This window comes from Peribacillus simplex (assembly GCF_001542915.1).
GTDB lineage: Bacteria > Bacillota > Bacilli > Bacillales > DSM-1321 > Peribacillus > Peribacillus simplex_B.
In genome coordinates this window covers 228,717-254,563 of the sequence record NZ_LNNH01000010.1, presented here as the reverse complement: position 1 = coordinate 254,563, position 25,847 = coordinate 228,717, and the positions used below count along the sequence as shown (strand labels likewise).

The 25,847-nt window shown below is 45.5% G+C and carries 22 protein-coding genes; 20 read left to right on the top strand and 2 right to left on the bottom strand.

Annotated elements, in window-relative coordinates; all coding sequences use genetic code 11:
• Positions 1 to 2: 2 nt before the first annotated feature.
• From AS888_RS03790 to AS888_RS24865, 8 genes are all read left to right on the top strand, one after another.
• Positions 3 to 1,067 (top strand): ABC transporter ATP-binding protein, encoded by a 1,065-nt coding sequence (locus AS888_RS03790; RefSeq protein WP_061140844.1) that lies wholly within the window; start codon positions 3 to 5, stop codon positions 1,065 to 1,067.
• A 16-nt stretch (positions 1,068 to 1,083) separates the two neighbouring features.
• Positions 1,084 to 2,793 (top strand): adenine deaminase C-terminal domain-containing protein, encoded by a 1,710-nt coding sequence (locus tag AS888_RS03785; RefSeq protein ID WP_061140843.1) that lies wholly within the window; start codon positions 1,084 to 1,086, stop codon positions 2,791 to 2,793.
• A 161-nt stretch (positions 2,794 to 2,954) separates the two neighbouring features.
• Complete coding sequence (locus AS888_RS25480; protein ID WP_155645369.1) at positions 2,955 to 3,107, top strand: hypothetical protein; 153 nt, start codon at positions 2,955 to 2,957, stop codon at positions 3,105 to 3,107.
• 857 nt (positions 3,108 to 3,964) lie between these two features.
• Positions 3,965 to 5,869: an endonuclease MutS2 gene (locus AS888_RS03780; RefSeq protein WP_061140842.1), complete on the top strand. Its 1,905-nt coding sequence runs from the start codon at positions 3,965 to 3,967 to the stop codon at positions 5,867 to 5,869.
• An 899-nt stretch (positions 5,870 to 6,768) separates the two neighbouring features.
• Complete coding sequence (locus AS888_RS03775) at positions 6,769 to 8,553, top strand: sensor histidine kinase (RefSeq protein ID WP_061140841.1); 1,785 nt, start codon at positions 6,769 to 6,771, stop codon at positions 8,551 to 8,553.
• Positions 8,525 to 9,268 carry a LytR/AlgR family response regulator transcription factor gene (locus AS888_RS03770; RefSeq protein WP_061140840.1) on the top strand — a complete coding sequence of 248 codons (744 nt, stop codon included), beginning with the start codon at positions 8,525 to 8,527 and terminating at the stop codon, positions 9,266 to 9,268. The genes AS888_RS03775 and AS888_RS03770 overlap by 29 nt, the downstream gene beginning before the upstream one ends.
• Before the next feature lie 141 nt (positions 9,269 to 9,409).
• Complete coding sequence (gene cstA / locus AS888_RS03765) at positions 9,410 to 11,203, top strand: carbon starvation protein CstA (RefSeq protein ID WP_061140839.1); 1,794 nt, start codon at positions 9,410 to 9,412, stop codon at positions 11,201 to 11,203.
• A gap of 79 nt (positions 11,204 to 11,282) precedes the next feature.
• Complete coding sequence (locus AS888_RS24865; RefSeq protein ID WP_064505156.1) at positions 11,283 to 11,438, top strand: DUF1540 domain-containing protein; 156 nt, start codon at positions 11,283 to 11,285, stop codon at positions 11,436 to 11,438.
• Between the two features lie 169 nt (positions 11,439 to 11,607).
• Here AS888_RS24865 and AS888_RS03760 read toward each other — a convergent pair whose 3' ends face one another.
• On the bottom strand, positions 11,608 to 12,243 hold the full coding sequence (locus AS888_RS03760) for an O-methyltransferase (RefSeq protein ID WP_061140838.1): 636 nt from the start codon (positions 12,241 to 12,243) through the stop codon (positions 11,608 to 11,610).
• Entirely contained in the window at positions 12,230 to 12,553 is a 324-nt protein-coding gene (locus AS888_RS03755) for a hypothetical protein (RefSeq protein ID WP_061140837.1), read from the bottom strand. Before AS888_RS03755 ends, AS888_RS03760 begins: the two co-directional genes overlap by 14 nt.
• Positions 12,554 to 13,055: 502 nt before the next feature.
• On the opposite strand from AS888_RS03755, the gene AS888_RS03750 reads away from it, so the two are divergent.
• The 12 genes from AS888_RS03750 to AS888_RS03695 all read left to right on the top strand — a co-directional run bounded on the left by AS888_RS03750 (position 13,056) and on the right by AS888_RS03695 (position 25,833).
• Positions 13,056 to 14,453 carry a DHA2 family efflux MFS transporter permease subunit gene (locus AS888_RS03750; protein ID WP_081092296.1) on the top strand — a complete coding sequence of 466 codons (1,398 nt, stop codon included), beginning with the start codon at positions 13,056 to 13,058 and terminating at the stop codon, positions 14,451 to 14,453.
• Between the two features lie 232 nt (positions 14,454 to 14,685).
• Positions 14,686 to 16,758 (top strand): BglG family transcription antiterminator, encoded by a 2,073-nt coding sequence (locus AS888_RS03745; RefSeq protein ID WP_260320105.1) that lies wholly within the window; start codon positions 14,686 to 14,688, stop codon positions 16,756 to 16,758.
• Entirely contained in the window at positions 16,755 to 17,024 is a 270-nt protein-coding gene (locus AS888_RS03740; RefSeq protein WP_061140836.1) for a PTS sugar transporter subunit IIB, read from the top strand. Before AS888_RS03745 ends, AS888_RS03740 begins: the two co-directional genes overlap by 4 nt.
• Before the next feature lie 14 nt (positions 17,025 to 17,038).
• Positions 17,039 to 17,305 (top strand): PTS sugar transporter subunit IIB, encoded by a 267-nt coding sequence (locus AS888_RS03735; protein ID WP_061140835.1) that lies wholly within the window; start codon positions 17,039 to 17,041, stop codon positions 17,303 to 17,305.
• 31 nt (positions 17,306 to 17,336) lie between these two features.
• Entirely contained in the window at positions 17,337 to 18,605 is a 1,269-nt protein-coding gene (locus AS888_RS03730; protein ID WP_061140834.1) for a PTS ascorbate transporter subunit IIC, read from the top strand.
• A 107-nt stretch (positions 18,606 to 18,712) separates the two neighbouring features.
• A complete protein-coding gene (locus tag AS888_RS03725) occupies positions 18,713 to 19,558 on the top strand; it encodes a Cof-type HAD-IIB family hydrolase (protein ID WP_061140833.1) in 846 nt (281 codons plus the stop codon).
• A 208-nt stretch (positions 19,559 to 19,766) separates the two neighbouring features.
• Complete coding sequence (locus AS888_RS03720) at positions 19,767 to 20,795, top strand: LacI family DNA-binding transcriptional regulator (protein WP_061140832.1); 1,029 nt, start codon at positions 19,767 to 19,769, stop codon at positions 20,793 to 20,795.
• Positions 20,796 to 21,002: 207 nt separating this feature from the next.
• The gene (locus AS888_RS03715; RefSeq protein ID WP_061140831.1) at positions 21,003 to 21,782 is read left to right on the top strand and encodes an SDR family NAD(P)-dependent oxidoreductase; all 780 of its coding nucleotides are present in this window, start codon (positions 21,003 to 21,005) and stop codon (positions 21,780 to 21,782) included.
• Positions 21,783 to 21,817: 35 nt separating this feature from the next.
• Positions 21,818 to 23,014, top strand: a complete 1,197-nt coding sequence (locus AS888_RS03710; RefSeq protein ID WP_061140830.1) for an iron-containing alcohol dehydrogenase — start codon at positions 21,818 to 21,820, stop codon at positions 23,012 to 23,014.
• Positions 23,015 to 23,018: 4 nt separating this feature from the next.
• A complete protein-coding gene (locus AS888_RS03705; RefSeq protein ID WP_061141058.1) occupies positions 23,019 to 24,452 on the top strand; it encodes an aldehyde dehydrogenase family protein in 1,434 nt (477 codons plus the stop codon).
• A 47-nt stretch (positions 24,453 to 24,499) separates the two neighbouring features.
• A complete protein-coding gene (locus AS888_RS03700) occupies positions 24,500 to 25,123 on the top strand; it encodes a cupin domain-containing protein (protein ID WP_061140829.1) in 624 nt (207 codons plus the stop codon).
• A 2-nt stretch (positions 25,124 to 25,125) separates the two neighbouring features.
• Entirely contained in the window at positions 25,126 to 25,833 is a 708-nt protein-coding gene (locus tag AS888_RS03695) for an alpha/beta fold hydrolase (protein WP_061140828.1), read from the top strand.
• The last annotated feature ends 14 nt before the right edge of the window (positions 25,834 to 25,847 follow it).

Genomic DNA, 25,847 nt, shown 5'->3' with positions numbered 1-25,847 from the left:
GGATGGCGTTATTCACTTTACAAGATGTATCTGTAGCCTATAACAAACAGAATATTTTAAAGGACTTCAACCTGGAGATTGAAAAAGGGAAATTGGTCTCCCTCCTTGGCCCGAGCGGCTGTGGGAAAACGACGACCCTGCGTTTGATCGCCGGCTTTTTACAGGCGAACGAAGGAAAATTTTTATTCAAGGATAAGGATTATACGAAGGTTCCCGTCAACAAGCGGAACTTTGGCTTTGTATTCCAAAACTATGCTTTATTCCCGCATTTGTCGATTTTCGATAATATTGCCTTCGGTCTGCGCCTAAGAAAGAATTCAAAGGCTGAAATTGAAAAAAAAGTAATGAATGTGCTCGAAATCGTAAATTTAAAAGGATTTGAAAAACGATATCCCCAAGAGCTTTCCGGCGGGCAAAAGCAGCGGGTCGCGATTGCGAGGGCGCTGGTGATCGAACCTGATATCCTCTTGTTTGACGAGCCATTGAGCAACCTTGATGCGAACTTAAGGGTGAATATGCGGGTCGAAATTCGCCGCATCCAACAGGAACTGGGGATTACGACGGTTTATGTTTCCCATGATCAGGAAGAATGTTTTTCCATATCCGACCAAGTGGCGATCATGAATAAAGGGGTCATCGAGCAGCTGAGTGATCCTGCGACCATCTACAAATATCCTGAAACCAAATTCGTCGCGGATTTCATCGGCTTCAAGAACTTCATTGACTTCGATAAGCGGACGGATCATGACGGTAAAATTGTTCTGAATAAATCCGGCTACTCCTTCGTATTGGATAAGGATGCCCGGATGGCCAATCATGCCGGGAAAATAGGCGCGATCAGACCGGACGATCTGTTGATCAGGGAAAAGGATGATGCCGCAGCCGTGCAGGAAAATAGTGTATCCGGGCGAGTCAAGGTAAGCACGTATCTTGGAAGAAGCTATCAATACGTCGTTGAAACGCCAATAGGGGATTTCATCGTCAATAAGGAAATGACGGAATCCTACCGGATGGGTCAGGAGATCGTCCTTGAAGTTCCGAGAAGCCAGATGGTGCTTGTCGATTAGGTTAGGGGGGGAAGTTATGCGAATGGATATGCTTATAAAAGATATCAACATTTTCAACAGTTACTTTAAGAGGTTCATGAAAGGGAACGCGGCCATCAAGGACGGCAGGTTCTATTATATTGGAGCTGGGGAGCCGGATGCCTTCGCTGCCGATCGGATTCTCGATGGAAAGGGGAAGTATCTGATCCCTGGACTGATCGATATCCACCTGCATATTGAAAGCACGATGGTGACACCGGCCACGTTTTCCTATGGCCTCATCAAGAATGGCGTGACCACAATCGTGCCGGAACCGCATGAAATGGCCAATGTCTTCGGTATTTCCGGAGTGAAGGAAATGATCAAGGCGAGTAAAGAGTGTGTCGCGGATATGTTTTATGCCATCCCGAGCTCCGTCCCTGCGACATCGATGGAAACGACGGGCGGTTCCATCGAAATTTCCGACATGGACGAATTGATGCAAACCGAGGATATTATCTGTCTCGGCGAAATCATGAATTACTATGAGGTCATCTCCGACCCCGAATGCAAAACGAATAAAATCCTGTCCCACATCCGCTCCCATTATCCAGATCTGATCATAGAGGGGCACGTTCCAAAGCTGCTCGACTTGGACTTGCAAAAAATCATTCATGCCGGAGTGGATTCAGATCATACGCACCAGACCGTTGAAGGGTTGGATGCGCGGATCGCTGCCGGGATGTTCATTGAGATACAAGAGAAATCGATGACTGAAGAAGTGATGGATTATTTGAAGGAAAATCAAGTGGATGAGCATTTCTGCTTCGTCACCGATGACGTCATGACCGACTCTTTCCAAAAAAGGGGGCATCTGAATGTCCTGTTAAAGAAAGCGATCCAAATGGGCATGTCCCCGGAAAAAGCGATATATGCTTGTACGTATACACCGGCACAGCGGATGCGGATGCATGATCGCGGCGCAATTGCCCCTGGAAAGGTGGCTGACTTCCTGCTTATCTCGGACTTGCAAAGCTTTGACATCGAGCAGGTATATAAAAACGGCGAGCTCGCTTATGATTCGTCACAGCCTTACGTGCAGGAAGCAAGCGGCAAGCAATTTCCGGAACACTTCTATCAAAGTGTGAAGCTTGCGGACCTGAGCGAAAACGATTTTCACCTATCTGTACCGGATGAGCAGGGACAAGCTAAGTGCCGGATCATCAATGTGCAGAATGGTTCCACCTTCACAAGTGAAACACATGATTGGCTCACGATGGAGAAGGGTGAATTATGTTGGGAAGAAAGCCCCTACGGGTTGATTGCCACCTTCGAACGGTATGGGAAAAACGGCAACCGGGCCCACGGCCTGATCACCGGCGATGTTTTGAAACGGGGAGCGGTTGCCACCACCTATTCACATGATAACCATAATCTATTGGTGATCGGCCGCAATAAGCAGGACATGGTGATGGCCGCTAATGAAGTCATCAGGAACCAAGGCGGCGTCTGCAGTGTCCATGACGGCAAGATCCTCTCGATGATTCATCTCCCAGTGGGGGGGATCCTTTCCGAAGAACCGATGGACATCGTATCGGAACAAGTCGAGCGACTGACTGACTCGCTTAAATCGTTAGGCTACGAACATTATAATGTCATCATGTCATTAAGCACCTTATCGCTCCCAGTCAGCCCGGCCCTGAAAATAACGGACCATGGATTGATCAACGTAAATGAAGGGAAAGTAGTCCCTCTCATAATAAAATAAGAAAAGGGATTATCCGAAGGTGGATAATCCTCTTTTCCTATTTAATGTTGAGTATGATTTCAAAAAAATGGAAATATATGATAAGATAAAAGGACAACTGAGGATAGAGTGGTAGGTCACATACTTTTCCATCTAATTATGGATGGGAAGGAGGTGACTGCATGATTCATTTCTTATTGAACATCATGATAGATATGGGTAAAGAGATCGTTGTTGCAGTAGCAACCAGTCTTGTCCTGTCTATGTTCGCCAAGAAACGGAAAAAGAACCACTCATCCTCCCAAGATGGCAATGGTTCTTCTTCTGACGATTAAATTAAGTTAGTTGTGACCAACCACTCTTGCTAGTTGTCAGCCTCATGTTAGCGCATGGGGCTGTTTTTAGTTTATGACAATATAAGGATAACATACCCCGATTTTAAAGTAAATATTCAGACATTGAAAACAGAAGTTGAGGACCCGGATCCATTTTGTCGTCATCATTCATAAAAAAAAGATTTGTGCTTTGCTCGTGAATTCGGGAGCCTTACTCGCGAAAAACGTGCGTTTACTCGCCAATTCGGACCCTGGCCTGCCTGACTGGCGAGCTATTAAAGTGCTCGATAAATAAATGCGGGCTATCGAGACTACAAAACGCCCAAACACAATTGTGCAGTCTCCCCATTGGGCGCAACGTAAAGAACCATGAAATTATACCTTCAAAAGTCCATTCGAAAATAGTTTGACTCTTTCTTACTAATATGGTATGTTAGTTCCAATTCTTAGAAAAGGTGTGGTGTTTTATGTCGGGAGTAGGTATCAACTAATTCAGTTGAATAAGGTTTTTTAATCACTGATAAGTCAGTGGATTAAGTATGCCTTTTTTCACGGTGCAATTATGCAACTGTGAATGCCTACCTTAAGACTGCTTCCTTTTCCATAATTCGCGTAACATGTAGGTGTTACGGCGAAATTGCATGGTGGGATTTGTCCTATCATGCTTTTTTGTTGTAGATCAGGTTTATTTGACCTGCCTATTTTGTTATCGATTTTAGGTTCTTATCATTGATGAGGCCGTGCCCGCAGGAGCTTTCTACTCAAATGGCTTGTTCATTTGTAAAGGTAGGGGGGACTTTTGCGGGCATTTTTTGGATTTAAGGAGAAAATCACACTCATTCAAGGAGGATCAGGCTATGAATACGATGACTTATGAAAAATTACAATATATCCAACTAAAAGAAATGGTGAAAAACCATTGTGTAAGCGGCTTAGGAAAGGAATTGTTGGATCGGCTTCAGCCAAGCAGCGTGTTGAAGGTTGTTAAGAACCGTTTGAACGAGACGACGGAAGCGAGGAACTTATTGAACGCGGAAAGCCATATTCCTTTAAAAGGCATATCCCATGTTGGTCTTCATATCGACAAACTGGAAAAGGGAATGATCCTGGAGCCGAGTGAACTTGTGGCGATAGCCGACTTTTTGAGAGGCTGCCGGAATATCAAGACGTTTATGACCGATAAAGCGTTCTTTGCCCCAACCCTGCATTCGTACGCTCATTCGATGACCGATTTAAGGAGCATCGAGGAAGAGATCCAATTCACGATAAAAGGGAATGCGGTTGCTTCGGAAGCCAGCAGGGATTTGAAGCGGATTCGGAATCAAATCAGCAAAATGGAAAGCAAAATAGAGGAGCGGCTGCATAAGTTCTTGAAGAGCGGGGCCAATAAAGAGTTCATTCAGGAATTCTTCATCAGCAAAAAAGATGATCGCTACACCATCCCGATCAAAGCCTCTTATAAAAACCAGGTGGCCGGGACGATCGTGGAGGTTTCGGCCAAAGGGGCCACCGTATTCATCGAACCTGCCACCGTGACGAAACTGAATGCAGAATTGGCCAGCTTCAAAGCGGAGGAAGCGATGGAGGAGTATCAACTTTTGGCTACATTATCCGGCACGGTTTTCGAGCAACTGAAACCGATCAAAATCAATATCGAGCTGATCAGTCAATATGATATGATCTTCGCAAAAGCCAAGTTCAGTAAAAGCCTGGACGGGATTGAACCGAAAATCAATGATCATGGGTATATCCGATTAGCAGGCTGCAAGCATCCGCTTTTGCCCGCCGACAGTGTACCATTGGATTTCGAAATCGGTCACGATTATCGCAGCTTGATCATCACCGGACCTAACGCCGGAGGGAAAACGGTCGTCCTGAAGACGATCGGCATCCTTACGCTGGCTGCGATGTCCGGGCTTCATGTTGCCGGAAAAGAGGGAACGGAGCTGGCTGTCTTCGATCACGTATTCGTCGATATTGGCGATAATCAAAGCCTGGAAAATGCGCTGAGTACGTTTTCATCGCATATGAAAAACATTTCGGAAATCATGCTTGCTGTGTCCAATAACTCGCTGTTGCTCTTCGATGAAATCGGGAGCGGAACGGAACCGAATGAAGGTGCGGCTTTGGCGATTGCGATATTGGAGGAATTTTATCAAAAGGGATGCATCACCGTTGCGACGACCCATTATGGGGAAATCAAGCGTTATTCCGAAATTCACAGCGACTTCATGAATGCGGCGATGCAGTTTAACAGTGAAACATTGGAGCCGAAGTATAAGCTGCTGATCGGTCAATCCGGCGAAAGCAATGCCTTGTGGATCGCGAAAAAAATGGATATACGCCAAAAGGTATTGCAAAAAGCAAAACACTATATTGACAATAAAGACTATAACTTGGAACGTGTCCAGGAAGGAAAAATCAAAAAAGCGAAAGCCGAAACCCCTTCCAAAAAAGCCTTACCCCAATTTGACATCGGTGACAAGGTAAAAGTAAGCGGACTTGACGGATATGCGATCATCTATAAAAAGAAGGATTCATTCAATCATGTCATTGTCCTTTTCGAAGATGAATTCAAGGAAGTTCATGCAAATAAGCTGGAGCTTGAAATAAAAGCCGCCGACTTATATCCGGAAGGCTATGATCTGAACGCCCTATTCGTCAGCTACGAAGAAAGGAAGCTGGATCATGACCTAAAGCGGGGGTCGAAGAAAGCCTTAAGGAATGTCGCGGCGGACATGCGGAAGAAGCTAAACGAATAAACAACGTTAGGCAGGGGCTCTTTGTGGATTCATCCTTAATTTAACTTTATTTCCCGTGTATATCGTTACCTGTAACGGCGATGTGAGAAAAGACTGGGAAATCAAGTGAAATCCTAAAATAGGGATTGGGCGTAGATAGGAAAGGTATCAAACAAACAAAAAATTTATGGAAGAAGTGTTAGTAATAAGCAAATTTACTGACTATTAAATTTGATGGAAATGAACGGTAAAATAAGAAAGGTGATGCAAACAGCCTCCGAAAAGGTTGATTGTATCACCGGAATCTTTAGCTTTTTGAATGATCAAACATCTTTAAAATAAAAATGGCACTTAGAAAAAGTGCTGGAATTCCTACAATAAAATAATAAACACCTTTGGGCATAACCATATCAGAGAAATATAGAAACATGACTACCCAGAGGAATAGGACAATATATTTGGTTAATTTTTTCATGAATAATCAATCATCCTTTATAACAATCGCGTCATATCTCTTTTATCGTATTAGTTTACTACCAAATTTAATCTCCCTCATTTTTCTTTCCTCTTGTGAATTTGAGCGATTAAGATAAATATCATACCTAAAATAAACAAAGAGATAAATAAATGGAAAGACTTTATATATCTGAGCGGAAATAATCCTGCACCAAACAAGGATATTCCAGCCAGAATATAAAATGTCAGGACCTTACTATTCATGATTCCTCCTAATAAGTACTAGCTTTGCTGACTCCACTATACATGTTTTTTCAATTTGCTGGGTTCCTAAAATGATCGGTACCGTTTCAGATATGGTACGCCCTCCAATGATGTGCTGGGCTGAGCGCAAAAACAAAATTCGACAAAGATTTCAAAGCTGTTGTAAGATGAATGAAAAAGCCAGAAATGGAGGTGATGAGTTGGTTCATTTATTACCGTCGCTGTTTGAAAAAGTGGGGATCATCGTGATTGCTGCGTTCCTGCTTTCTTATATGAAGCCGTTTCGGCAAATGATCGGCCATGAACATCAAATGTCAAAGAAAATCATGCTCATCGTCCTTTTTGGAACATTCGGCATCATTAGTAATTATACGGGGATTGAAATCGGAAATCATGAGATGCCCGTGGGAGATTGGCACACCGAAATTGCGCCAGAAAATGCGATTGCCAACACCAGGATCATGGGTGTCGCCATCGGCGGCTTGCTTGGGGGGCCATTCGTAGGCTTGGGGGTCGGTTTGATTGCAGGCCTTCACCGTTATACTCTCGGCGGTTTTACAGCAGGGGCTTGTGCCGTGGCGGCAATTTTGGCTGGCGTCTTGTCAGGTTTTTTAGGAAAAAGGCGGCAAAGGCATGGAAGGATCACCCCTTGGTTTGCCCTCCCGATTTGCATGGCCCTGGAAGCGATCCAAATGGTCATCATCCTGGCAACGGCCAAGCCATTTGAACGGGCCTGGGAGCTCGTTCAGGTAATCGGACTTCCGATGATTTTCATCAATGGCTTTGGCACGTTACTGTTCATGCTCATCATTCAATCGATTACGAGGGATGAGGCCCGGACGCGGGCGGTGCAGACGAATTTGGCGTTCCTGATTGCGGATCAGACATTGCCTTATTTCCGCCAGGGCTTGAATCAAAGCTCCTGTAAGAAAATTGCCGAGATCATCCTTGGGCTGACAGAAGCCGATGCCGTGGCCATAACCAATCGGAATAGCGTACTTGCTCATGTGGGGGCAGCTTCCGATCATCATGTCCCGAAGGAGGGAATCGCGACGGGTATAACGAAAAAGGCTCTTGAGCAGGGTGAGATCATCGTCGCGAAAACAAGAAAGGATATTTATTGCTTTCAAGATCAATGTCCATTGCAAGCAGCGGTCGTGCTGCCCCTTCAGGTCCAACGGAAGACGGTCGGGACGTTGAAGATGTACTTCAAGCATCCCGATAAATTAAGCCAAGTGGAACAGGAGCTGGCTGAAGGGCTGGCCAAGCTTTTTTCCACCCAGCTGGAGCTCGCTAAAGCGGAAATGCAGACGGAGTTATTGAAAGATGCTGAAATCAAGGCCTTGCAGGCACAAGTCCATCCGCATTTTCTGTTCAACGCAATCAATACGATTTCCGTTTTATGCCGGACGGATGTGGAGAAGGCAAGAAGCCTATTAATGGAGCTAAGTGCTTTCTTTCGCAGCAACCTCCAAGGCGCAAGGCAAATATTGGTGCCGCTTGAAAAGGAATTGGAGCATGTCCATGCATACTTATCGCTGGAGCAGGCCCGATTTCCGGATAAATATGAAATCGTTCATAACATAGAACCAAGTCTTAAGGAGGTTCCACTGCCTCCATTCACGCTGCAGCCGCTCGTTGAAAATGCCATCCACCATGCCTTTTCGCAAATGAGAAACAAAGGTGAAATCCTCATTGATGTATCTTTTCAAGAGGCGGCGATGTGCATAACCGTGAAGGATAACGGAAAAGGGATTTCAAGAGAGAAATTAGCTGAATTGGGGAAGCGGACTGTCAAATCGCCGAAAGGTACAGGAACGGCCCTTCATAATATCAGTGAAAGGCTGGAGGGCATCTATAAGGGCCAGGCCAGCCTCTCGATAGAAAGTGAAGCGAATGTTGGAACAGAAGTGAAAATAACCATACCACTCAACGAAAAAGGAGCATATGACAGCGATGTTGAAAGCATTTATCGTAGAAGATGAACCCCTCGCAAGGGATGAATTGAAATACCTTCTGAAGAGAAGCAGGCAAGCTGAAGTCATCGGTGAGGCAGAAGGGATAGAAGGGGCCATCAGGGATATCCCCAGCTTAAAGCCGGATCTTGTTTTTATGGATATTGAGCTGGCTGACGGCACAGGCCTGCAATTGGCTAAACAATTGGCCGGGCTTGACCCAGCACCAACGCTCATTTTTGCCACGGCTTATGACGAATTTGCCCTTCAGGCCTTTGAATCGTATGCATTTGATTATCTATTGAAGCCCTTTAATGAAAAGCGAATACGCCAAACATTGGACAGGCTGAACAAAGTGCGCAAAGCAGGGGAGCGCGAAACCAGGACAAAGCCGCCGCATCGCAATGGGGCGGAGCAGACAGGCAAACTGGCTGTTGAAATCGATGACCGGATCGTTTTGATCGACCGGGATTCGATATTATTCATCGGGCTCATTGAAGGAAAGACAATCATCAAAACGGAAGAAAATGAATATAAAATGGGCGATCCGCTCATCGTGTTTGAACGGAAGCTTGACCCACGCTCGTTCTTACGGGTGCATCGCGGGTTTATCGTCAATGTCATCCATATCGCCGAGATCCAGCCCTGGTTCAATTCGACGTATAATCTCATCATGAGCGACGGATCGAACATACCCGTGAGCCGCACATATGTAAAGGAGCTAAAGCAGCTTATTGGTTTTTAAAATTTTCATAATTCTGCATTTTAGTATCTTTATATTGCAATCCAGCCCTCATTATCTGCATTGTAGCTTGAAAACCCTTTGCATCCGCTTACATCGTGATATCATCAGTCTACGATGTAAGAAATAGAGGGGGTTTTCAAAATGAATGCGGTTTCAATCGTCATAGGCTCGATTTGTATATTAATGATCGCTTACCGTTTATACGGGACATTCATAGCACGGAAAGTACTGAAGCTGGATGATTCCAAGCCGACTCCGGCTCACGCATTGGAAGATGGAAAAGATTATGTTCCGACCAATAAATGGGTGGCATTCGGCCATCACTTTGCCGCCATCGCAGCGGCAGGTCCGCTCGTCGGTCCGATCCTTGCTGCACAATTTGGCTATTTGCCAAGTTTGTTATGGCTATTGATCGGAGCCGTCATCGGCGGAGCGGTCCATGACGCCGTAGTGCTTTTCGCTTCCATGCGCAAAGACGGAAAATCGCTATCGGAAGTGGCCAAGGAAGAACTTGGACCGGTCGCAGGCTTCTGTACAGGACTTGCCATGCTTTTTATCATCACCATTACGATGGCAGGACTTTCTATGGTCGTCCTGCATGCATTGGAAAATAACCCATGGGGAACGTTTGCTGTCGGGATCACGATTCCCATCGCCATGGGAGTCGGGCTGTACCATAAAAAAACAGGCAATTTGAAAGGCGCGACCATTGTCGGCTTCGCGCTCATCATGGCTGGGATCTTGCTTGGTCCGAACATTCAAGGAACGGCCCTTGGTGAACTATTGACACTCGAAGCAAGCACGCTGGCCCTCATTTTGCCGATTTATGCTTTCTTTGCAGCGGCATTGCCTGTGTGGCTGCTGCTTGCACCGCGCGATTATTTAAGCACCTTCATGAAAATTGGTGTGTTTGCCGCTTTGATCATCGGCGTGTTCGTGGTGAATCCAGAGATCCAATTTCCGGCATTCACCGAATTCGTCAATGGCGGAGGCCCGATTGTCGCCGGTCCTGTGTGGCCATTCATTTCAATCACGATTGCCTGTGGGGCGATTTCAGGATTCCATGCATTTGTCGGCTCCGGTACAACGCCAAAAATGCTGAACCGCTGGAGTGATATCAAATCCGTCGGTTTCGGGGCGATGCTTGTGGAATGTGTCGTGGCCATCATGGCATTGATTGCGGCAGTCTCCCTGCAGCCAGGTGATTATTTTGCCATTAACTCTTCACCTGAGGTCTTTCAAACATTAGGCATGGAAAAAGTGCACCTTAATGAGCTAAGCGAAGAAATCGGCATTAACCTTGAAGGACGGACAGGCGGGGCCGTAACCCTTGCTGTCGGAATGACCTATATTTTCACGGAGATTCCCTTCTTTGAAAAATTGGCTTCGTTTTTCTTCCAATTCGTCATCATGTTCGAGGCGGTGTTCATATTAACCGCGATCGACTCGGGGACACGTGTGGCCCGCTACTTGATCCAGGACTTCTTCGGCGAGTTCTATAAACCATTGAAGAAAGTCGATTGGCTGCCCGGCAACATCTTCGCCAGTGCATTAGCCTGCTTCATCTGGGGCTATCTGCTCTATTCCGGGGACATCGGATCGATCTGGGCACTATTTGGCGTATCCAACCAGCTCATGGCTTCGATCGGCCTCATCATCGGGGCGACCGTCGTCTTGAAAATCGCCGACAAGCGCTGGTATATGTGGACATGCCTCGTGCCCCTCGCCTACCTATATGTAACGGTTAATGTAGCAGGATACTGGATGGTGAAAAACGTATACTTGAACCCGGACGCTGCAGGCTTCAGCATCCTGAATGGAGCATTGTCGATCATCATGCTATGCCTCGGCTTGGTCATTCTCATCTCCGCCCTGAAAAAATGGCGCGAGCTCTGGAAAATCCCGCAAGCCGAACTACTGAAACAATCAGCCTGAAAAAATGAGATAACCTAAAAAAGGAAAGTATCAATACCCCCAAATTTGTTAATGATAACAAATGAGGAGGTGTAATACGATGGCTAAAGATGTTCTATGTGAGGTAAACAACTGTGTACATTGGCATTCTGGAAACAAATGTAATGCTGAAGCTATTTATGTAGTGAGTCATAAAGGGAATCATGCATCAAATAGTAAAGAAACGGATTGCAAAACATTTGATCCAGGAGTTTAAAACCTCGGGGGGTAACCATCAACTGGTTGCCCTTCTTCTTTTTTATTATTGATAATAAAAATCATTTTCATTCAAGGAAAATGAAATTCCTTTTATTTTTCTTCCTCACTTCGTAAGATTGAGCGATAAATCGGGAAGTTTGATCGATATAATCGTGAACGAAGCAGCTTTACTTTACTTTTGAAATGGTCAGCCCGTCACCAAGTGGAATGAGTAATGACTCCAAGCGAGGATGATTGGCGACAGATTCATTGAATTTCTTCATGAATTCAGTATAATGCTTAGGTTCAGCTTCCTGATCTGCGACACTGCCTCCGACAAGGACATTATCCATGACGATTAAAGCACCCGGTTCTGCCAGCTCTATGCAATGGTGAAGGTAATTTTCATAATTGTCCTTGTCAGCATCTATAAAGAAAAAATCAAATTTCCTGTTATCACGAACAAGTTGTTCAAGGCTTGGCAGTGCCTCTCCGGTCATATACGTTACTTGATCGCCAAAGCCAGCTTTTGATAGATGGCTTTGTGCCAAGGCTGCGTAATTTTCCTTTAATTCAAGGGACGTTAATTTCCCTTCGCTGCCGAAGCCCCTGGCCAGGCAAATCCCGCTATAGCCTCCAAGAGCACCTATTTCCAGTACATGTTTCGCACCTGATATGGATACAAGCATGGTTAGGAACTTCCCTGATGAAGGAGATACCGATATGGAAGGCATCCCGTTATCTTTTATCGCAGCCACGACTTCTTCCAAAACCTCATCTTGGGTATGAAAAACTGAATCGATATAGTGGTTAATTTGTTTCATTCTGAACCATTCCTTCCTCATTGTGATTGATAGCTTCCTTTTCTTCACCTTCTTGTATTTCAAATAATTGTGTAAATTCGTTGATTAACATATCGATGGCTTTTAATTCACCGACTAAGATTTGATTAATGGATTGAAACTCTGGTTTGTCTAACTGTTCCTTAATGGTTGAACGTTTAAGCTTCATCATCTCTAAAAAAGCGAGAGCCCGTCCGCGGCGAAACGTTTTTGGGCCGCGATGGTGTGAGCCATGTCCTTTTCCTTTGTGATGTCCATCTTTTTTTAGATCCTTCATTTTTTCATCTCTCATAGCATTCCTCTTTCTGTATACAAACGTATACATGTTTTTTCTTGTTCTAACTGTATACTTATGTATACAAATTGTCAATGAATGAACAAGAAATCCCACTAAAATATGTGTAAAAGCCAAATTCGCGAGAAGGGCTACATTGGGGAGTAAATGTACCGAATTAGCGAGTAAAGTCGTCAAACTCGCGAATAAAGCTCCGATCCAGTGAAAGAGAGCACTAGTCTTCCGGTAAAAAGAACATGCACTGATAAAAGTGTGTCCAAAATGTGAATTCGTTAATTAGAAGAGAAAAAAGTACTTACATCCAGAGAATTTTTTTTGGTATAGTTGCAAATAGACCGGTTGGTACAAAGAGAAGGAGGAGGCTTTCGGCTATGGGTACAAATCGTTGCCGAGGTCCTGCAACGATTTTTTTTCGGGAAATGTAAGAAGCTTTTGCAGATGTGTTCAGAGACATCGGGTTTGCGATGGCTATCAAATATATTGAGGGAGTTTTTAAAAAGTGAATAAACAGGTAAAAACAGGGCCGATAATGGCGGCTCTTTTAGTCGCGGGGTTTGTCGGGCTATTCAGTGAAACCGCATTGAACATCGCATTGGGTGAATTAAGCCATATTTTTGATGTAGATGCGACGACCATCCAGTGGCTGGCTACAGGCTACTTTTTGACACTCGGCATTTTAGTGCCGGTAACAGGAATTTTAATGCAAAAGTTTACAACACGCCAAATGTTCATGGCGTCTTTATTTTTTTCAATTGTCGGTACGATTGTCGCGGCTGTCGCACCAGAGTTTAGTGTGCTATTGGCGGCACGTGTGATACAGGCAGCTGGACTGGCGATCATTTTGCCGTTGACGCAAAATGTCATCTTCACGATTTTCCCGCCGCATAAACGTGGAGGGGCAATGGGGATCATGGGATTGGTCATCTTAGCGGGTCCAGCCTTCGGTCCTACCTTGGCGGGGATGATTTTGGATACGTTATCGTGGCATTTCATCTTCTGGTTTACGCTACCGTTTTTATTATTTTCGCTTATTTTTGGCTATATTTTCATTCCGAATGTTAATGAAATCCGAACGGTTACAATTGATTTCTTGTCGGTTGTGTTATCGACGATAGGCTTTGGCGGTATTGTGTACGGGGTAAGCGCAGGCGGCGATCTCGGCTGGGCGAATACGACGGTCATGGGCACAATCATCGTTGGGATCATCGCACTCGTTTTGTTTGCGTTCCGTCAAACGAAGATGGAAAACCCGCTGTTGAATTTACAGGCATTCAAGTACCCACTCTTCGTGCTGGGACTTGTGATGAACATGATTACGTTCTTCAACATGTTATCGATGCTTGTTGTGCTGCCGATGTATATGCAAATGGCGTTAATCGTCTCGGCGTTCGCCACTGGCTTGATCATGCTGCCAGGCAGTTTGTTAAACTGCGTATTCGCGCCGATCATCGGGCGGCTATTCGATAAATATGGCCCTCGTGCCATCATTATGCCTGGGACGATATTGGTTGCGATCGGATATGGGCTATATGCCATGTACGGAACGGAAACGGCACTTTGGATCGTGGCAGTCACGCATATCGTGATGATGCTTGGCATTGGCATGGTCCTTGCTTCCGTCCAAACGAATACATTGAATGCCTTGCCAAGACAATTCTATCCAGATGGTATCGCGATCACGCAAACCTCCCAGCAAGTATCGGGGGCCATAGGCATTGCAGTCATGATATCGCTTTTCTCTGCGAAGCAAAGCAGCTATCTGACTGATTTCGCAAATGACCTGCCAGCAGCTGCTGCTACGGGATCATCACTTGTATTTAAAGTCAGTTTACTGCTTGCCGGCGTTAATGTGGTGCTTTCATTATTCATGAAAAAACCGTCTGGACATGGAGTATGAGAGTATGACTGTCTAGTAGACAAAAGGTTTCGGTCACTCCGAAACCTTTTTTTATTTTTGAGTGGACGTACTCAGCCCTCGAACGGATGACTTCGTTGCCTTAAGCATGGTTGCAGGATTGTGCACAAAAAAATGTAGAGTATAATATTGTGCAGTCGATGTGACAACAAACGAACTCAGAAACCGTTCATTTCTAATGAGAAGTGAGATATTGTAGAGGAAGGGAGAGGGAATGAGCATGTTTTTAGATGAAAGAAGCGCCCATTTATTAAGGCTATTGCAGCATTCGCCGATTTCGAAAATGAAAGAGCTTGAAGCACAAACCGGTTTGACGAGAAGGCAAATTCAATATGCCCTGACTAAAGCGAATGATTGGCTGCAATTTCAAGGTTATGAGCCGATTCAATTCAGCCGTGAAACGGGTTATTCCTTTTCTGGAACAATCAAGGATGAAGAATTGAATGTTAAGCTGACAAAACGCAATTATATATTTTCAGAGATGGATAGAGAAAGAGTTTTTTACCTGCTGATTTTGTTAAGCGAGGAGGAACTGTCCGTCTACCATTTCCAGTCACTTACCGGAATATCACGGAATACGGTGTTGAAGGATTTAAAGCGGTTAAAGGAAATACATAGAGACAAGGCGCTTAAAATCCAGTATTCGAAGCAAGAAGGATATGTGGTGAAGGGAGAAAGCCGGGTTAAACGATATGTCATCGAACATCTGGTGCATGATGTGCTGAACAGCCCGAATCGCGAGCCGATCATGGAGTGCATCTGGGGTCGATACGAAAGCCGGATCATCGCCATTCGGTCGCAGCTTGAAAAAATCGAGCGTGAATTGGGCATCACCTTCACCGATGAACGGCTCCATGAACTGACGTATTTGTTTTTATGCACCGATCAGCTCATTGGAAAAGGGGAAGCGTTATTGGCAGACCCAAGCTGGGAGCCATTTGTTACGACTGACGAGTACAAAATGGTCGAGGAAATGACCAAAACGGATGCCTTTCAATCGGCATGGAGTGAAACGGAAAACCTATATGCGACTTTACATTTATTAAGCATGAATCGTACGAAGGACATATCGCCTCTAAAGGATGATGAGATCATTCAACAGCTATTGGAGGAGATCGTGGAAGAGTTTGAAAGGTTGGCTTTTGTTCACCTGAAAGACAAAGAGCAGCTATGCCAACAACTATATGTTCATTTTAAACCGGCATATCATCGCCTGCGGTACGGTCTCCCGCAAATGAATCCGATGACCGGCCGGGTCCAGAAGGTATATCCTGAGCTGCATCATTTGACAAAGAAGTCGATGTGGGTGCTGGAGAAGGAGCTGGATTGTCCGGTATCGGAAGAGGAAGTGGCCTACTTCACGATCTATTTTGGCGGCTGGCTGCGCAGGCAAGGAACGACATTGGATGATCGAAAAAGAGCGATAGTCGTTTGTCCGAATGGTATCGGTATCAGCAATATCCTCATTTATACATTGAGGGAGCTGTTTCCCGACATTTTGTTCCTGGATGTTCTGTCCGTTCGAGCTGCGGCCGATTACACACTCTCATATGACCTTGTCTTTTCAACCGTCCATATGCGGACGAACGCGACATTATTCGTCGTGCCGCCCATTCTGGAAATGCAGGATAAGCATACATTGCGCCAGCAGGTTATGCAGCAGCTGTACGGATATACGGCGGAAAGTGTCGATGTTGCAGCATTATTGAAGCTCATCTCCAAGTATGCCACCATCCATGAACAGGATCAGCTTGAAAAGGCACTGCAGTCGAAGATGTATGATCGTACACCAAAAATTACTCAATTTTCATTAAAGGAGGCAGAGAAGCCTGTGTTAGAAGAACTGCTCAATATGCAAACCATTCAATTACAGCCGCACGTTTCCGATTGGAAGGAAGGCATTCAGGTAGCGGCTAAGCCTCTCGTGGATCTGGGAACCGTCGAAGATCGATATGTGGATGCCATGATCGAGGCGATAGAAACGAATGGTCCTTATGTAGTCATCACTCCCGGGGTGGCCATTCCCCATGCACGGCCGGAGCAGGGAGTCCGGTCCTTATCGATGAGCTTATTGAAGTTGGATGAAGCCGTCGACTTTGCGCCGGATAAACCGGTACGCTTGATCATCATTTTGGCTGCGGTGGATAACGATTCCCATTTGCGCGCATTGATCCAGCTCACTCAATTATTGAATGAACCAGCCAATATTGAAGAAATCCTGCGAACTTCAGACAAAGAGATCCTTATGGAGTACGTTCATAAATATTCGAAGGAGGAAGCGGAATGAAAAAAATCATGGTAGTATGCGGGAACGGATTGGGCAGCAGCTTCATCATGGAGATGAATGTGAAAAAGGCATTGACGGAAATGGGGAAGACGGCGGAGGTGGATCATACGGATCTGGCATCGGCCAAAACGGTTCAGGCGGATATATTCCTCGGTGCCGCGGATATTGTCGGTCAGCTGGATGATGGGACGCGTACGATCGTCACATTGGAAAACATGATGAGCATTCCGGAAATCAAATCTAAATTGGAAGTCCATATCGGATAAAAGGAGAGATTGATATGAAAAAAATCATGGTAGTATGCGGGAACGGATTGGGCAGCAGCTTCATCATGGAGATGAATGTGAAAAAGGCGTTAACGGAAATGGGGAAGGCGGCGGAAGTGGATCATACGGATCTGGCATCGGCCAAAACGATTCAGGCGGATATATTCCTCGGTGCTGCGGATATTGTCGGTCAGCTGGATGATGGGACGCGTACGATCGTCACCCTGGAAAACATGATGAGCATTCCTGAAATTACATCGAAATTAGCTTCACATCTATAAGAAGAAAAGATAAAGAAGAGGGGGAGAGGCAATGCTGGAGCTTATCATGAATGACATCTTGGGTACACCATCGATACTGGTCGGGCTGTTTGCGCTAGTCGGCTTGCTGTTACAACGGAAAGCTGCTGCGGATGTTGTATCTGGAACGCTAAAAACCGTTATGGGCTTCATCATCATTGGAGCGGGTGCGGCCGTACTCATCGGCGCCCTTGATATATTCAGCCAAATGTTCGATCATGCCTTTAATGTTCAAGGCGTCATCCCGAATAACGAAGCCATTGTTGCCGCGGCACAAAGTGATTTTGGGACTTCGACTGCCTTGATCATGGTTTTTGGGATGGTCGTCAATGTTTTACTAGCACGCTTCACGCCATTTAAATATATATTCTTGACGGGACACCATACCTTATTCATGGCTTGTTTACTTGCTGTCACCCTATCGGTCGGCGGGCTTGACGGCGTTGCGCTCATCTTGGTCGGTTCCATTCTGTTGGGGGCATGCATGGTGTTGTTCCCTGCGCTCCTTCAGCCATACGTGCGGAAAATCACCGGAAGCGATGATTTTGCCATCGGCCACTTCGGGACGATTGGATATTTCGTTTCTGCAACCGTCGGAAAATGGTTTGGCAACAAGGAAAGAACGACGGAGCAAATCAAAGTGCCTAAATCGTTGGGATTCTTGAGGGACACATCGGTCGCTGTCTCCCTAACCATGACGATTTTCTTCGTGATCGTCGCATTGTTTGCCGGGCAGGATTATATCGAAACAAAATTATCCGGCGGCTCGAACTTCATCGTATTTTCTTTCATCCAGGCAATCACATTTGCAGCCGGCGTCTACATCATTCTTGCAGGGGTACGGATGCTGATTGCCGAGATCGTCCCAGCCTTCAAGGGGATCGCGGATAAAGTCGCGCCAAACACAAAACCTGCGCTGGATTGTCCGACCATCTTTCCATTCGCACCGAATGCCGTGATCATTGGGTTCCTATTCAGCTTTATAGCTGGGTTATTGTCGATGTTCCTTCTTCCGGTAATCGGACTGAAGGTCATCGTTCCGGGACTCGTTCCCCATTTCTTTACCGGGGCGGCAGCGGGTGTGTTCGGAAATGCCACAGGCGGCAGGCGCGGGGCGATGCTCGGATCATTTGCCAACGGTATCATCATTAGCTTCCTGCCGGCGATCCTCCTCGTCTTCCTGGGGGATGTAGGATTTGAAGGAACGACATTCGGTGATTCCGACTTCGGCGTAGTCGGTCTCCTGATTCTAAGTGTGATGAAGCTGTTAGGATTATCCTAACATGTTATACTGATTTATGAAGAAAAATAATGGAACGAAACCAGCAGCCTATGATCTATATGAGAGTGGGCTGTTGGCATTTCATGATCAATTCTGAGGTGATGTAGATGACGATTGAAGCAATCGTGCTGGATTTGGATGGCACGACATTGAACGAAATCAATACGGTGAACGAAACACTGATCCAGTACATAGGGGAACTTAGGGAAAGGGGAAAGCTGGTGTTCATTGCAACGGGAAGGACGCTGGAAGAATTGAAGGACGTTGTGCCGTCTCATATGCTCGTCGATGCCATGGTGACCGCGAATGGGATGTCCGCATTCATTGAAGGCAATCAGATCATTGAACACGCCCTGCCGCCACAACTTGTGGAGCGATTGGTTGCGAAAGCGGGAGCGGAAGAGATGTATTACGAAGTGCATCCGAACGACGGAGCACGAATGACGTTAAAAAAAGATAAAGGCTATATGGTTAAACAAGGAATGGTGCAAAAGCCTGCTACAGTCGAGGAGAATGAATGGCTCTCAAGACAGGAGGCAATGGAAGGGAAAATAAAATGGGTGGAACAAATGGATACTGACAGCGTCGCCAAAATCTACTTTTTCAGCAATGACATCCATACCATGGAGAAATGGATAGCCGAGCTGGAATGGATCAAGAAGGAGCATGCTTTCACAACAGCATCCTCGACCCATCATAATGTGGAAGTGACCGTGGAGGGCGTTTCGAAAGCAACGGGCGTTCAAATATTGCTGAAGCATTTTCAGGTGGAGCCCCAAAATATCCTCGCTGTGGGTGATGGTGAAAATGACCTTCCGCTCTTTAAATTCGCCGGACGCTGCATTGCCATGAAAAACGCCACTGATCTTGTCAAAGAACAGGCAGATGAAGTGACGGAGTATTCCTATAGAGAAGATGGCCTGTATCGCTTTTTGAAGGAAAAGTTTCAATGACCCATACTTGTTTGATCTGTGCCCATTTTAGCGATGGGCCTTTTTTTGCTTCACGGACGCCAGGACCGATTTCATAACCGGAAGAAAAATTTGTAATATTATGATATATTATAAGAGATGGAAATCGATTACCGTTCAGGTTGAAAAATATCTAGGTTTTTAGTTTTTCAGGATAACAATTTGTAAGCGTAGAAAGGATTTTATAAGTATGAAAAGATTGACGACAGAAGATGTGGCAAGAATTGCTGGTGTTTCACAGTCAACTGTTTCGAGGGTGTTGAATGACTATCCCTATATTAAGAAGCATACCCGTGAAAAGGTTCTGGCTGTCATTGAAGAACTGGGGTTCACAAGGGATGAAATTGCCCGAAGCCTTGTTGAAAAAAGAACGAAGTCGATAGGGTTGATATTGGGGAGCATTTCCAATCCGTTCTTTGCCGAAACGGCCGAGGTCATCATCGAAAGGGCCCAGCAATTGAAATATGATGTAATCGTATACAATACCGGTCATAAAGATGAAAACCTGGAGCAGGCGATTAATTTGCTGATTGGTAAGCGGGTGGACGGAATCATCCTCACAAGTGTGAGTAAAAACTATACTGAAAAAATCAAGAAATTACATGATAATGGATTTCCGGTATTATTATATAATAGCTTCCTGGATATCGAGGATGTGAACTTTATCGTCATGGACAATAATAAAGGGGCGAGGGTAGCCGTCCAGCACCTATTGGGATTAGGACATGAAAAAATTGCGAAAATATCCGGGCCTTCCAAATACTTAGCGACTTATGAACGAACGATGGGCTATAAACAAGAGCTTACGGACAATGGATATGCAATCGATGACGATTTGATTTTCAGTAGTGAATTTTCCTATGATAAAATTTATTCATTCACGAAAAAACTGCTGAAGAAAAAAGACAGGCCGACAGCAATCATCGCCGCATCCGATCAAATGGCCCTCGCCGTTTTAGGTGCAGCTTCCAGCCTCGATATGAAAATCCCGGATGATTTGTCCGTTGTCGGGTTTGATAATATAAGGCTAGCTTCCAATGAATTCATCGGGCTGACCACCATATCGCAAAAAATGGATGAAATGTCGTTGACGGCTTTGGAGAAACTGATATATCTAATTGAACATAAAGAAGAAGAAGCAGCGGCATCGATCCAAATATTCCTTGAGCCTGAATTGATGATCCGCCGTACAACGGGACCCGCCCCAAAACAAGACTGAGTGTCATGACCGGCTTTGGGGTGGTCCTCAAGTATGTTTGTTGAAAATTTCTTCGTAAAAAAATAATCTAACTATTTACAAAAGTCGGAAAGTTGTATATATTTTAGTTTGTAATCGATTAAAACACTGCATCCCATTTTTTGAATACGTATTCAAAGGCAAATGCTTCATTCCGGAATTTACAAAAATCTCTTCGATGAGATAAAGATGGGTGATAGATTGGACATTAATCAAATATTTCATTTAAACGGTAAAGTGGCGATCATAACCGGCGCAAGTAAGGGGATCGGCAAAGAGTTGGCCAAAACCCTTGCGCAGGCCGGGGCCCATATCGCCATAGTTGCCCGCAATAAAGAGCAACTCGAAGAAGCTGCACATGAAATTGAACGAATCGGTGTGAATGTTTTACCCGTTCCTTTTGATTTAACGAAGGTGGAAGACACGGCACAGATGATGGATGGAATCTACAAGCATTTCGGTCAGCTCGATATTTTAATAAATAACGCAGGAATCAATGTGGCAAAGCCAGCGGAAGAGTTAACACCACAAGATTGGGATAAGGTGTTGGACATTAATTTAAAGAGTGTATTCTTCACGAGTCAAGCAGCAGGCAAGTATATGATCAACCAGAAAAAAGGGAAAATCATCAATATGTCCTCGCAAATGGCGTTTGTCGGCTATTACAAGCGGGCAGCCTATTCCTCCAGCAAAGGGGGAATCACCCAGCTTACGAAAGCGCTGGCAATAGAGTGGGCGCCCCATCAAATCAATGTCAATGCCATAGCCCCGACTTTCATAGAGACACCGATGACAAAGCCGATGTTTGCAGATGAAGCCTTTAGACGCGAAGTATTGGGGAGGATCCCTCTTGGCAGGCTTGCCAAATCGGAAGACCTATTCGGAGGTGTGCTCTATCTGGCATCACGAAGTTCGGATATGATGACGGGCCAAACCTTGGTGATTGATGGCGGGTGGACCGTCTGGTGAGTTTTTTTGAATACGTATTCAAAGGAGGATGAAACATGTCAATTAATCAATATAGGCATCATATGAGCCATGATTTTCGAATGCCTGCCGTTTTCCGATTCGGTGCCGGGGCATTTGCAACATTGGTGAAAGAAATAGAAACGCTTGGTTCCAGGAAGGTGGCGATCGTTAGTGACAAAGGGCTTGAAAAGGTAGGCGTAGTCCAAAGAGTGGTCGATTTGATTGAACCGCTTTCCATTCCAACCGTCACGTATACGAATATTGCCGGCGAGCCAACGTTTCAGCTATTGCAGGATGCCGTAGAAACGCTTCAAGCCGAGAATTGCGACTTGATCATCGGGATTGGCGGGGGAAGTGCGCTGGATGTCGCCAAAGCAACAGCCGCTTTATGCGGAAAAGACAATTTGGCTCCCTATTTAAATGGGGAGGAAACGATCAAATCGAGAATGGTGAAATGCATCCTTCTGCCGACAACCTCCGGAACAGGTTCGGAAGTGACGATGAATGCCATTTTCGGCGATGAAGAGCAGCAAGTCAAAAGAGGGCTGGTAAGTCCAGTGTTCCTTCCTGATGCAGCCATCATCGATCCGGAGCTGACCATTTCCTGCCCGCCTCGAGTGACCGCGGCATCAGGGGTGGATGCGTTTACCCATGCGATTGAATCGTATATCGCCATCAAGTCGACACCGCTCACGAAGGTTTACTCTGAAAAGGCGATGAAGCTATTCACTTCGAACATTACGGGAGCTGTCCACAATGGAAGTGACTTAGAGGCGCGGATCGGGATGAGCTGGGTAAGCTCGCTTGCGGGAGTGGCCCTTGCCAATGCGGGGGTTGGGGCGGTGCACGCACTCGCCTATCCGCTAGGCGGAACATTCCATATTGAGCATGGAGTCGCAAATGCTCTCTTAATGCCATTTGTTTTCGAAGTAATCGGAAAAACATGTACGGAAGAAATGATTGAAGTAGCGACCTTTTTACAGCTGGGTGATTACAAATCACGACCGCATCAAGCATTGAAGGCAGTTGTTGATTACATGTATCAGCTTCTGGAGGATCTGGATTTACCAACATCGTTATCTGAACTGGGGATCGATGAAGGCTCATTACCGATGATGGCGGAACAAGCTGCTAAAATCGATCGCTTGCTATCGAATACTCCTTATAAGCTAAATGAACAAAAGATTCTTGGAATCTATCAAAGCGCCTTTAAAGGAAGGGAGGGAAACTAAGTTGATTGGTACAGATTCTGATAGAAAGAAATTATTCATCGGGGGCGAGTGGCTGGAAGGAAACAATCATTACGAGCTTCGGTCTCCTTTCTCCGGTAAGGTGATCGCACAAGTTCCTTTGGCAGAAAGGGAAACCGTTTTAAACGCGATCGAATGTGCCGAACGTGGTGCGAAGGAAATGAGAAAGCTAACGGCGCTTGAGCGTTCAACCATTTTGGAACGCGCAGCCGCACTATTTCAGGAAAGACTTGAGGAATGTGCATTAATACTCGCTAAAGAGAATGCCAAGCCATTGAAGGCCGCAAGGGGGGAAATCCTCCGCACGATCGAGACGTATAAGTTTGCGGCGGAGGAAGCAAAACGGATCCATGGTGAAACGATTCCGATGGATGCCGCTAAAAACGGCAAAGGCCGTTTCGCTTATACGAAGCGTGAACCGCTTGGCGTCATTGCGGCGATCACACCCTTTAACTTTCCGTTTAATTTAGCGGCACATAAGCTGGGCCCTGCGTTTGCTGCAGGTAACGCAGTCATATTAAAGCCAGCTTCACAAACGCCGTTAAGCGCAATCATGGCCGCGAAAATCTTTGAAGAAGCAGGCTTGCCTAAAGGAGCTCTCAATGTCGTCACAGGTAAGGGAAGCGTCGTCGGCGATGTTTTGGTCACTGATCCCAGAATTAAAATGGTTACGTTTACAGGAAGTGTCGACGTCGGTTTGGGAATCAAAGAAAAAGCGGGTTTGAAAAAAGTGACATTGGAGCTTGGTTCCAATTCAGCTGTCATCATAGACAGTGCTGATGACTTGGATGCCGTTGCAGCGCGTTGTGTCGAGGGTTCCTTTGCTTATTCCGGTCAGGTATGCATCTCGATCCAGCGAATTTATGTTCAAGAAGATTTACATGAAGCATTTTTACAAAAATTCACTGAAAAGACGAAGCAGCTTAAAATGGGCGATCCGGAATCCGAAGATACAGACCTTTCCGCACTAATTCATATCAATGAAGCGGAACGTGTGGAAAAGTGGATTGAATCGGCTAGAATGGCTGGAACGGAAATCGTTTATGGCGGGCAAAGAACAGATGCAGTCCTTCATCCAACCATTATCAAAAATGCAGGGTCAACACAGGAAGTAAGCTGTCAAGAAGCATTTGCGCCAATCGTGTCAGTGAACGCCTATAAAACCTGGGATGAAGCCATCGACCTTGTCAATGATTCCTTATACGGCCTTCAAGCAGGGGTGTATACAACTTCGATGCCAAAAGCGTTCGATGCGGTCGAGCGGCTGGAAGTGGGCGGTGTCATCGTGAATGATATCCCATCATTCAGGGTTGACCATATGCCATATGGCGGTGTGAAAAACAGCGGCACGGGCAAAGAAGGGGTTAAATATTCAGTGGAGGAAATGACGGAATTGAAGCTTGCCGTCTTTACGCTTTGAATAAATTGAAATTTTAAAAAATAACGAAGATGGAAGGGGAAATTAAAATGACAGTACAAGAGCCAAAAGTGAAAAAAGCGGTAACGAATGAGGAAATGGAAAACAATTGGATCGTCCGTTTCGATCAAATGAAAGCAAAAGGAATACCGCTTATGTTCATCGACAGCATCATTCCAGGACATCAACGCCTCAACTATACATTAATCGGGGATACAGCAAGTGAAAATGATAACTTCACACCGGAGATTACGGAGCCGCATGGTTTTCAAATCGGAATGGTGAAGGCCCAGAAAGGCAACGGACCCGCTTACCATACGCATGACTATATTGAATCCTTCCTTCCTCTTTCAGGGAAATGGCGTTTTTACTGGGGAAAAGGACCGGATGAAATTGATGGTGAAACGATCATCGAGCAATGGGACTTGATTTCCTTGCCGCCAGGTTTATGGAGAGGCTTCGAAAACATCAGTGAAGAAGATGCCTGGATCTTTGCCGTGCTTGAACAACATCAAGTATTTGATGGAAAAGACCCTTACTGGTCGCCAAAAGTGATTAAAGATGCTGCTAAATATGGCTTCCACGCCAATGAATTAGGAAAAATGATTAAACCGGATAACTTCGAAGAACTTGAAAAGGAAATCGCCGATAAATTGAAAATGGGTGAAAAATAAGCATGCAAAAGGTACCGCTCATTCTGCTTCCTGGAACGCTTTGTGATGAACGTTTATGGGAATCGCTGAAACTATCGGATCTTGCAGATGTAAAAGTATGTGATGTGTCCAAAGCTGATACGATCGAGGGCATGGCAAAGTCGGTATTGAAAGAGGCACCTGATCGGTTTGCCCTTGCGGGGTTATCACTGGGCGGCATCATCTCTCTTGAAATCATGCGAATCGCACCGGAGCGGGTCCTAAAGCTAGCGTTGCTCGATACAAATCCATATCCTCCCCAACCTGAACAAATCTCAGGCTGGGAGAGGCTCATCGAAATGGCCGATAACGGTCTATTCCTCGATATTACACACAACCACCTGCTGCCGGTGTTGATCCATCCAGACCGGAGAAATGATGAAGCATTGGTCTCAACGATTATCGAAATGGCTGAGAAAGTCGGTAAAGCAGGGTATATCAATCAGTTAAAAGCCGTGATGACTCGCTCTGACCAGCGCCCCATTCTTTCCTCCATTGAATGTCCGACCATGATTCTGACAGGAAAGGAAGACGTCGTGTGCCCTGTCCATATGTCTGAATTCCTGCAAGAAAATATCCGGGAAGCGAGACTGGAAATCGTGAATCATTCAGGTCATTTAAGTACGTTAGAGCAGCCAGAAAAAGTAAGTGCCTTATTGAGGGCTTGGTTATGGAATGAATACGCTTTGTAGAAAGTGAGGGAAGA

Coding starts and splice junctions, on each gene's coding strand:
- AS888_RS03725 (WP_061140833.1), top strand. CDS start 18,713: ATGACGATTGAAGCAATCGTGCTGGATTTGGATGGCACGACATTGAAC.
- AS888_RS03760 (WP_061140838.1), bottom strand. CDS start 12,243: ATGAAACAAATTAACCACTATATCGATTCAGTTTTTCATACCCAAGAT.
- AS888_RS25480 (WP_155645369.1), top strand. CDS start 2,955: ATGATTCATTTCTTATTGAACATCATGATAGATATGGGTAAAGAGATC.
- AS888_RS03720 (WP_061140832.1), top strand. CDS start 19,767: ATGAAAAGATTGACGACAGAAGATGTGGCAAGAATTGCTGGTGTTTCA.
- AS888_RS03695 (WP_061140828.1), top strand. CDS start 25,126: ATGCAAAAGGTACCGCTCATTCTGCTTCCTGGAACGCTTTGTGATGAA.
- AS888_RS03730 (WP_061140834.1), top strand. CDS start 17,337: ATGCTGGAGCTTATCATGAATGACATCTTGGGTACACCATCGATACTG.
- AS888_RS03710 (WP_061140830.1), top strand. CDS start 21,818: ATGTCAATTAATCAATATAGGCATCATATGAGCCATGATTTTCGAATG.
- AS888_RS03780 (WP_061140842.1), top strand. CDS start 3,965: ATGAATACGATGACTTATGAAAAATTACAATATATCCAACTAAAAGAA.
- AS888_RS24865 (WP_064505156.1), top strand. CDS start 11,283: ATGGCTAAAGATGTTCTATGTGAGGTAAACAACTGTGTACATTGGCAT.
- AS888_RS03735 (WP_061140835.1), top strand. CDS start 17,039: ATGAAAAAAATCATGGTAGTATGCGGGAACGGATTGGGCAGCAGCTTC.
- AS888_RS03770 (WP_061140840.1), top strand. CDS start 8,525: ATGTTGAAAGCATTTATCGTAGAAGATGAACCCCTCGCAAGGGATGAA.
- AS888_RS03790 (WP_061140844.1), top strand. CDS start 3: ATGGCGTTATTCACTTTACAAGATGTATCTGTAGCCTATAACAAACAG.
- AS888_RS03740 (WP_061140836.1), top strand. CDS start 16,755: ATGAAAAAAATCATGGTAGTATGCGGGAACGGATTGGGCAGCAGCTTC.
- AS888_RS03745 (WP_260320105.1), top strand. CDS start 14,686: ATGAGCATGTTTTTAGATGAAAGAAGCGCCCATTTATTAAGGCTATTG.
- AS888_RS03785 (WP_061140843.1), top strand. CDS start 1,084: ATGCGAATGGATATGCTTATAAAAGATATCAACATTTTCAACAGTTAC.
- AS888_RS03715 (WP_061140831.1), top strand. CDS start 21,003: ATGGGTGATAGATTGGACATTAATCAAATATTTCATTTAAACGGTAAA.
- AS888_RS03700 (WP_061140829.1), top strand. CDS start 24,500: ATGACAGTACAAGAGCCAAAAGTGAAAAAAGCGGTAACGAATGAGGAA.
- AS888_RS03755 (WP_061140837.1), bottom strand. CDS start 12,553: ATGAGAGATGAAAAAATGAAGGATCTAAAAAAAGATGGACATCACAAA.
- cstA (WP_061140839.1), top strand. CDS start 9,410: ATGAATGCGGTTTCAATCGTCATAGGCTCGATTTGTATATTAATGATC.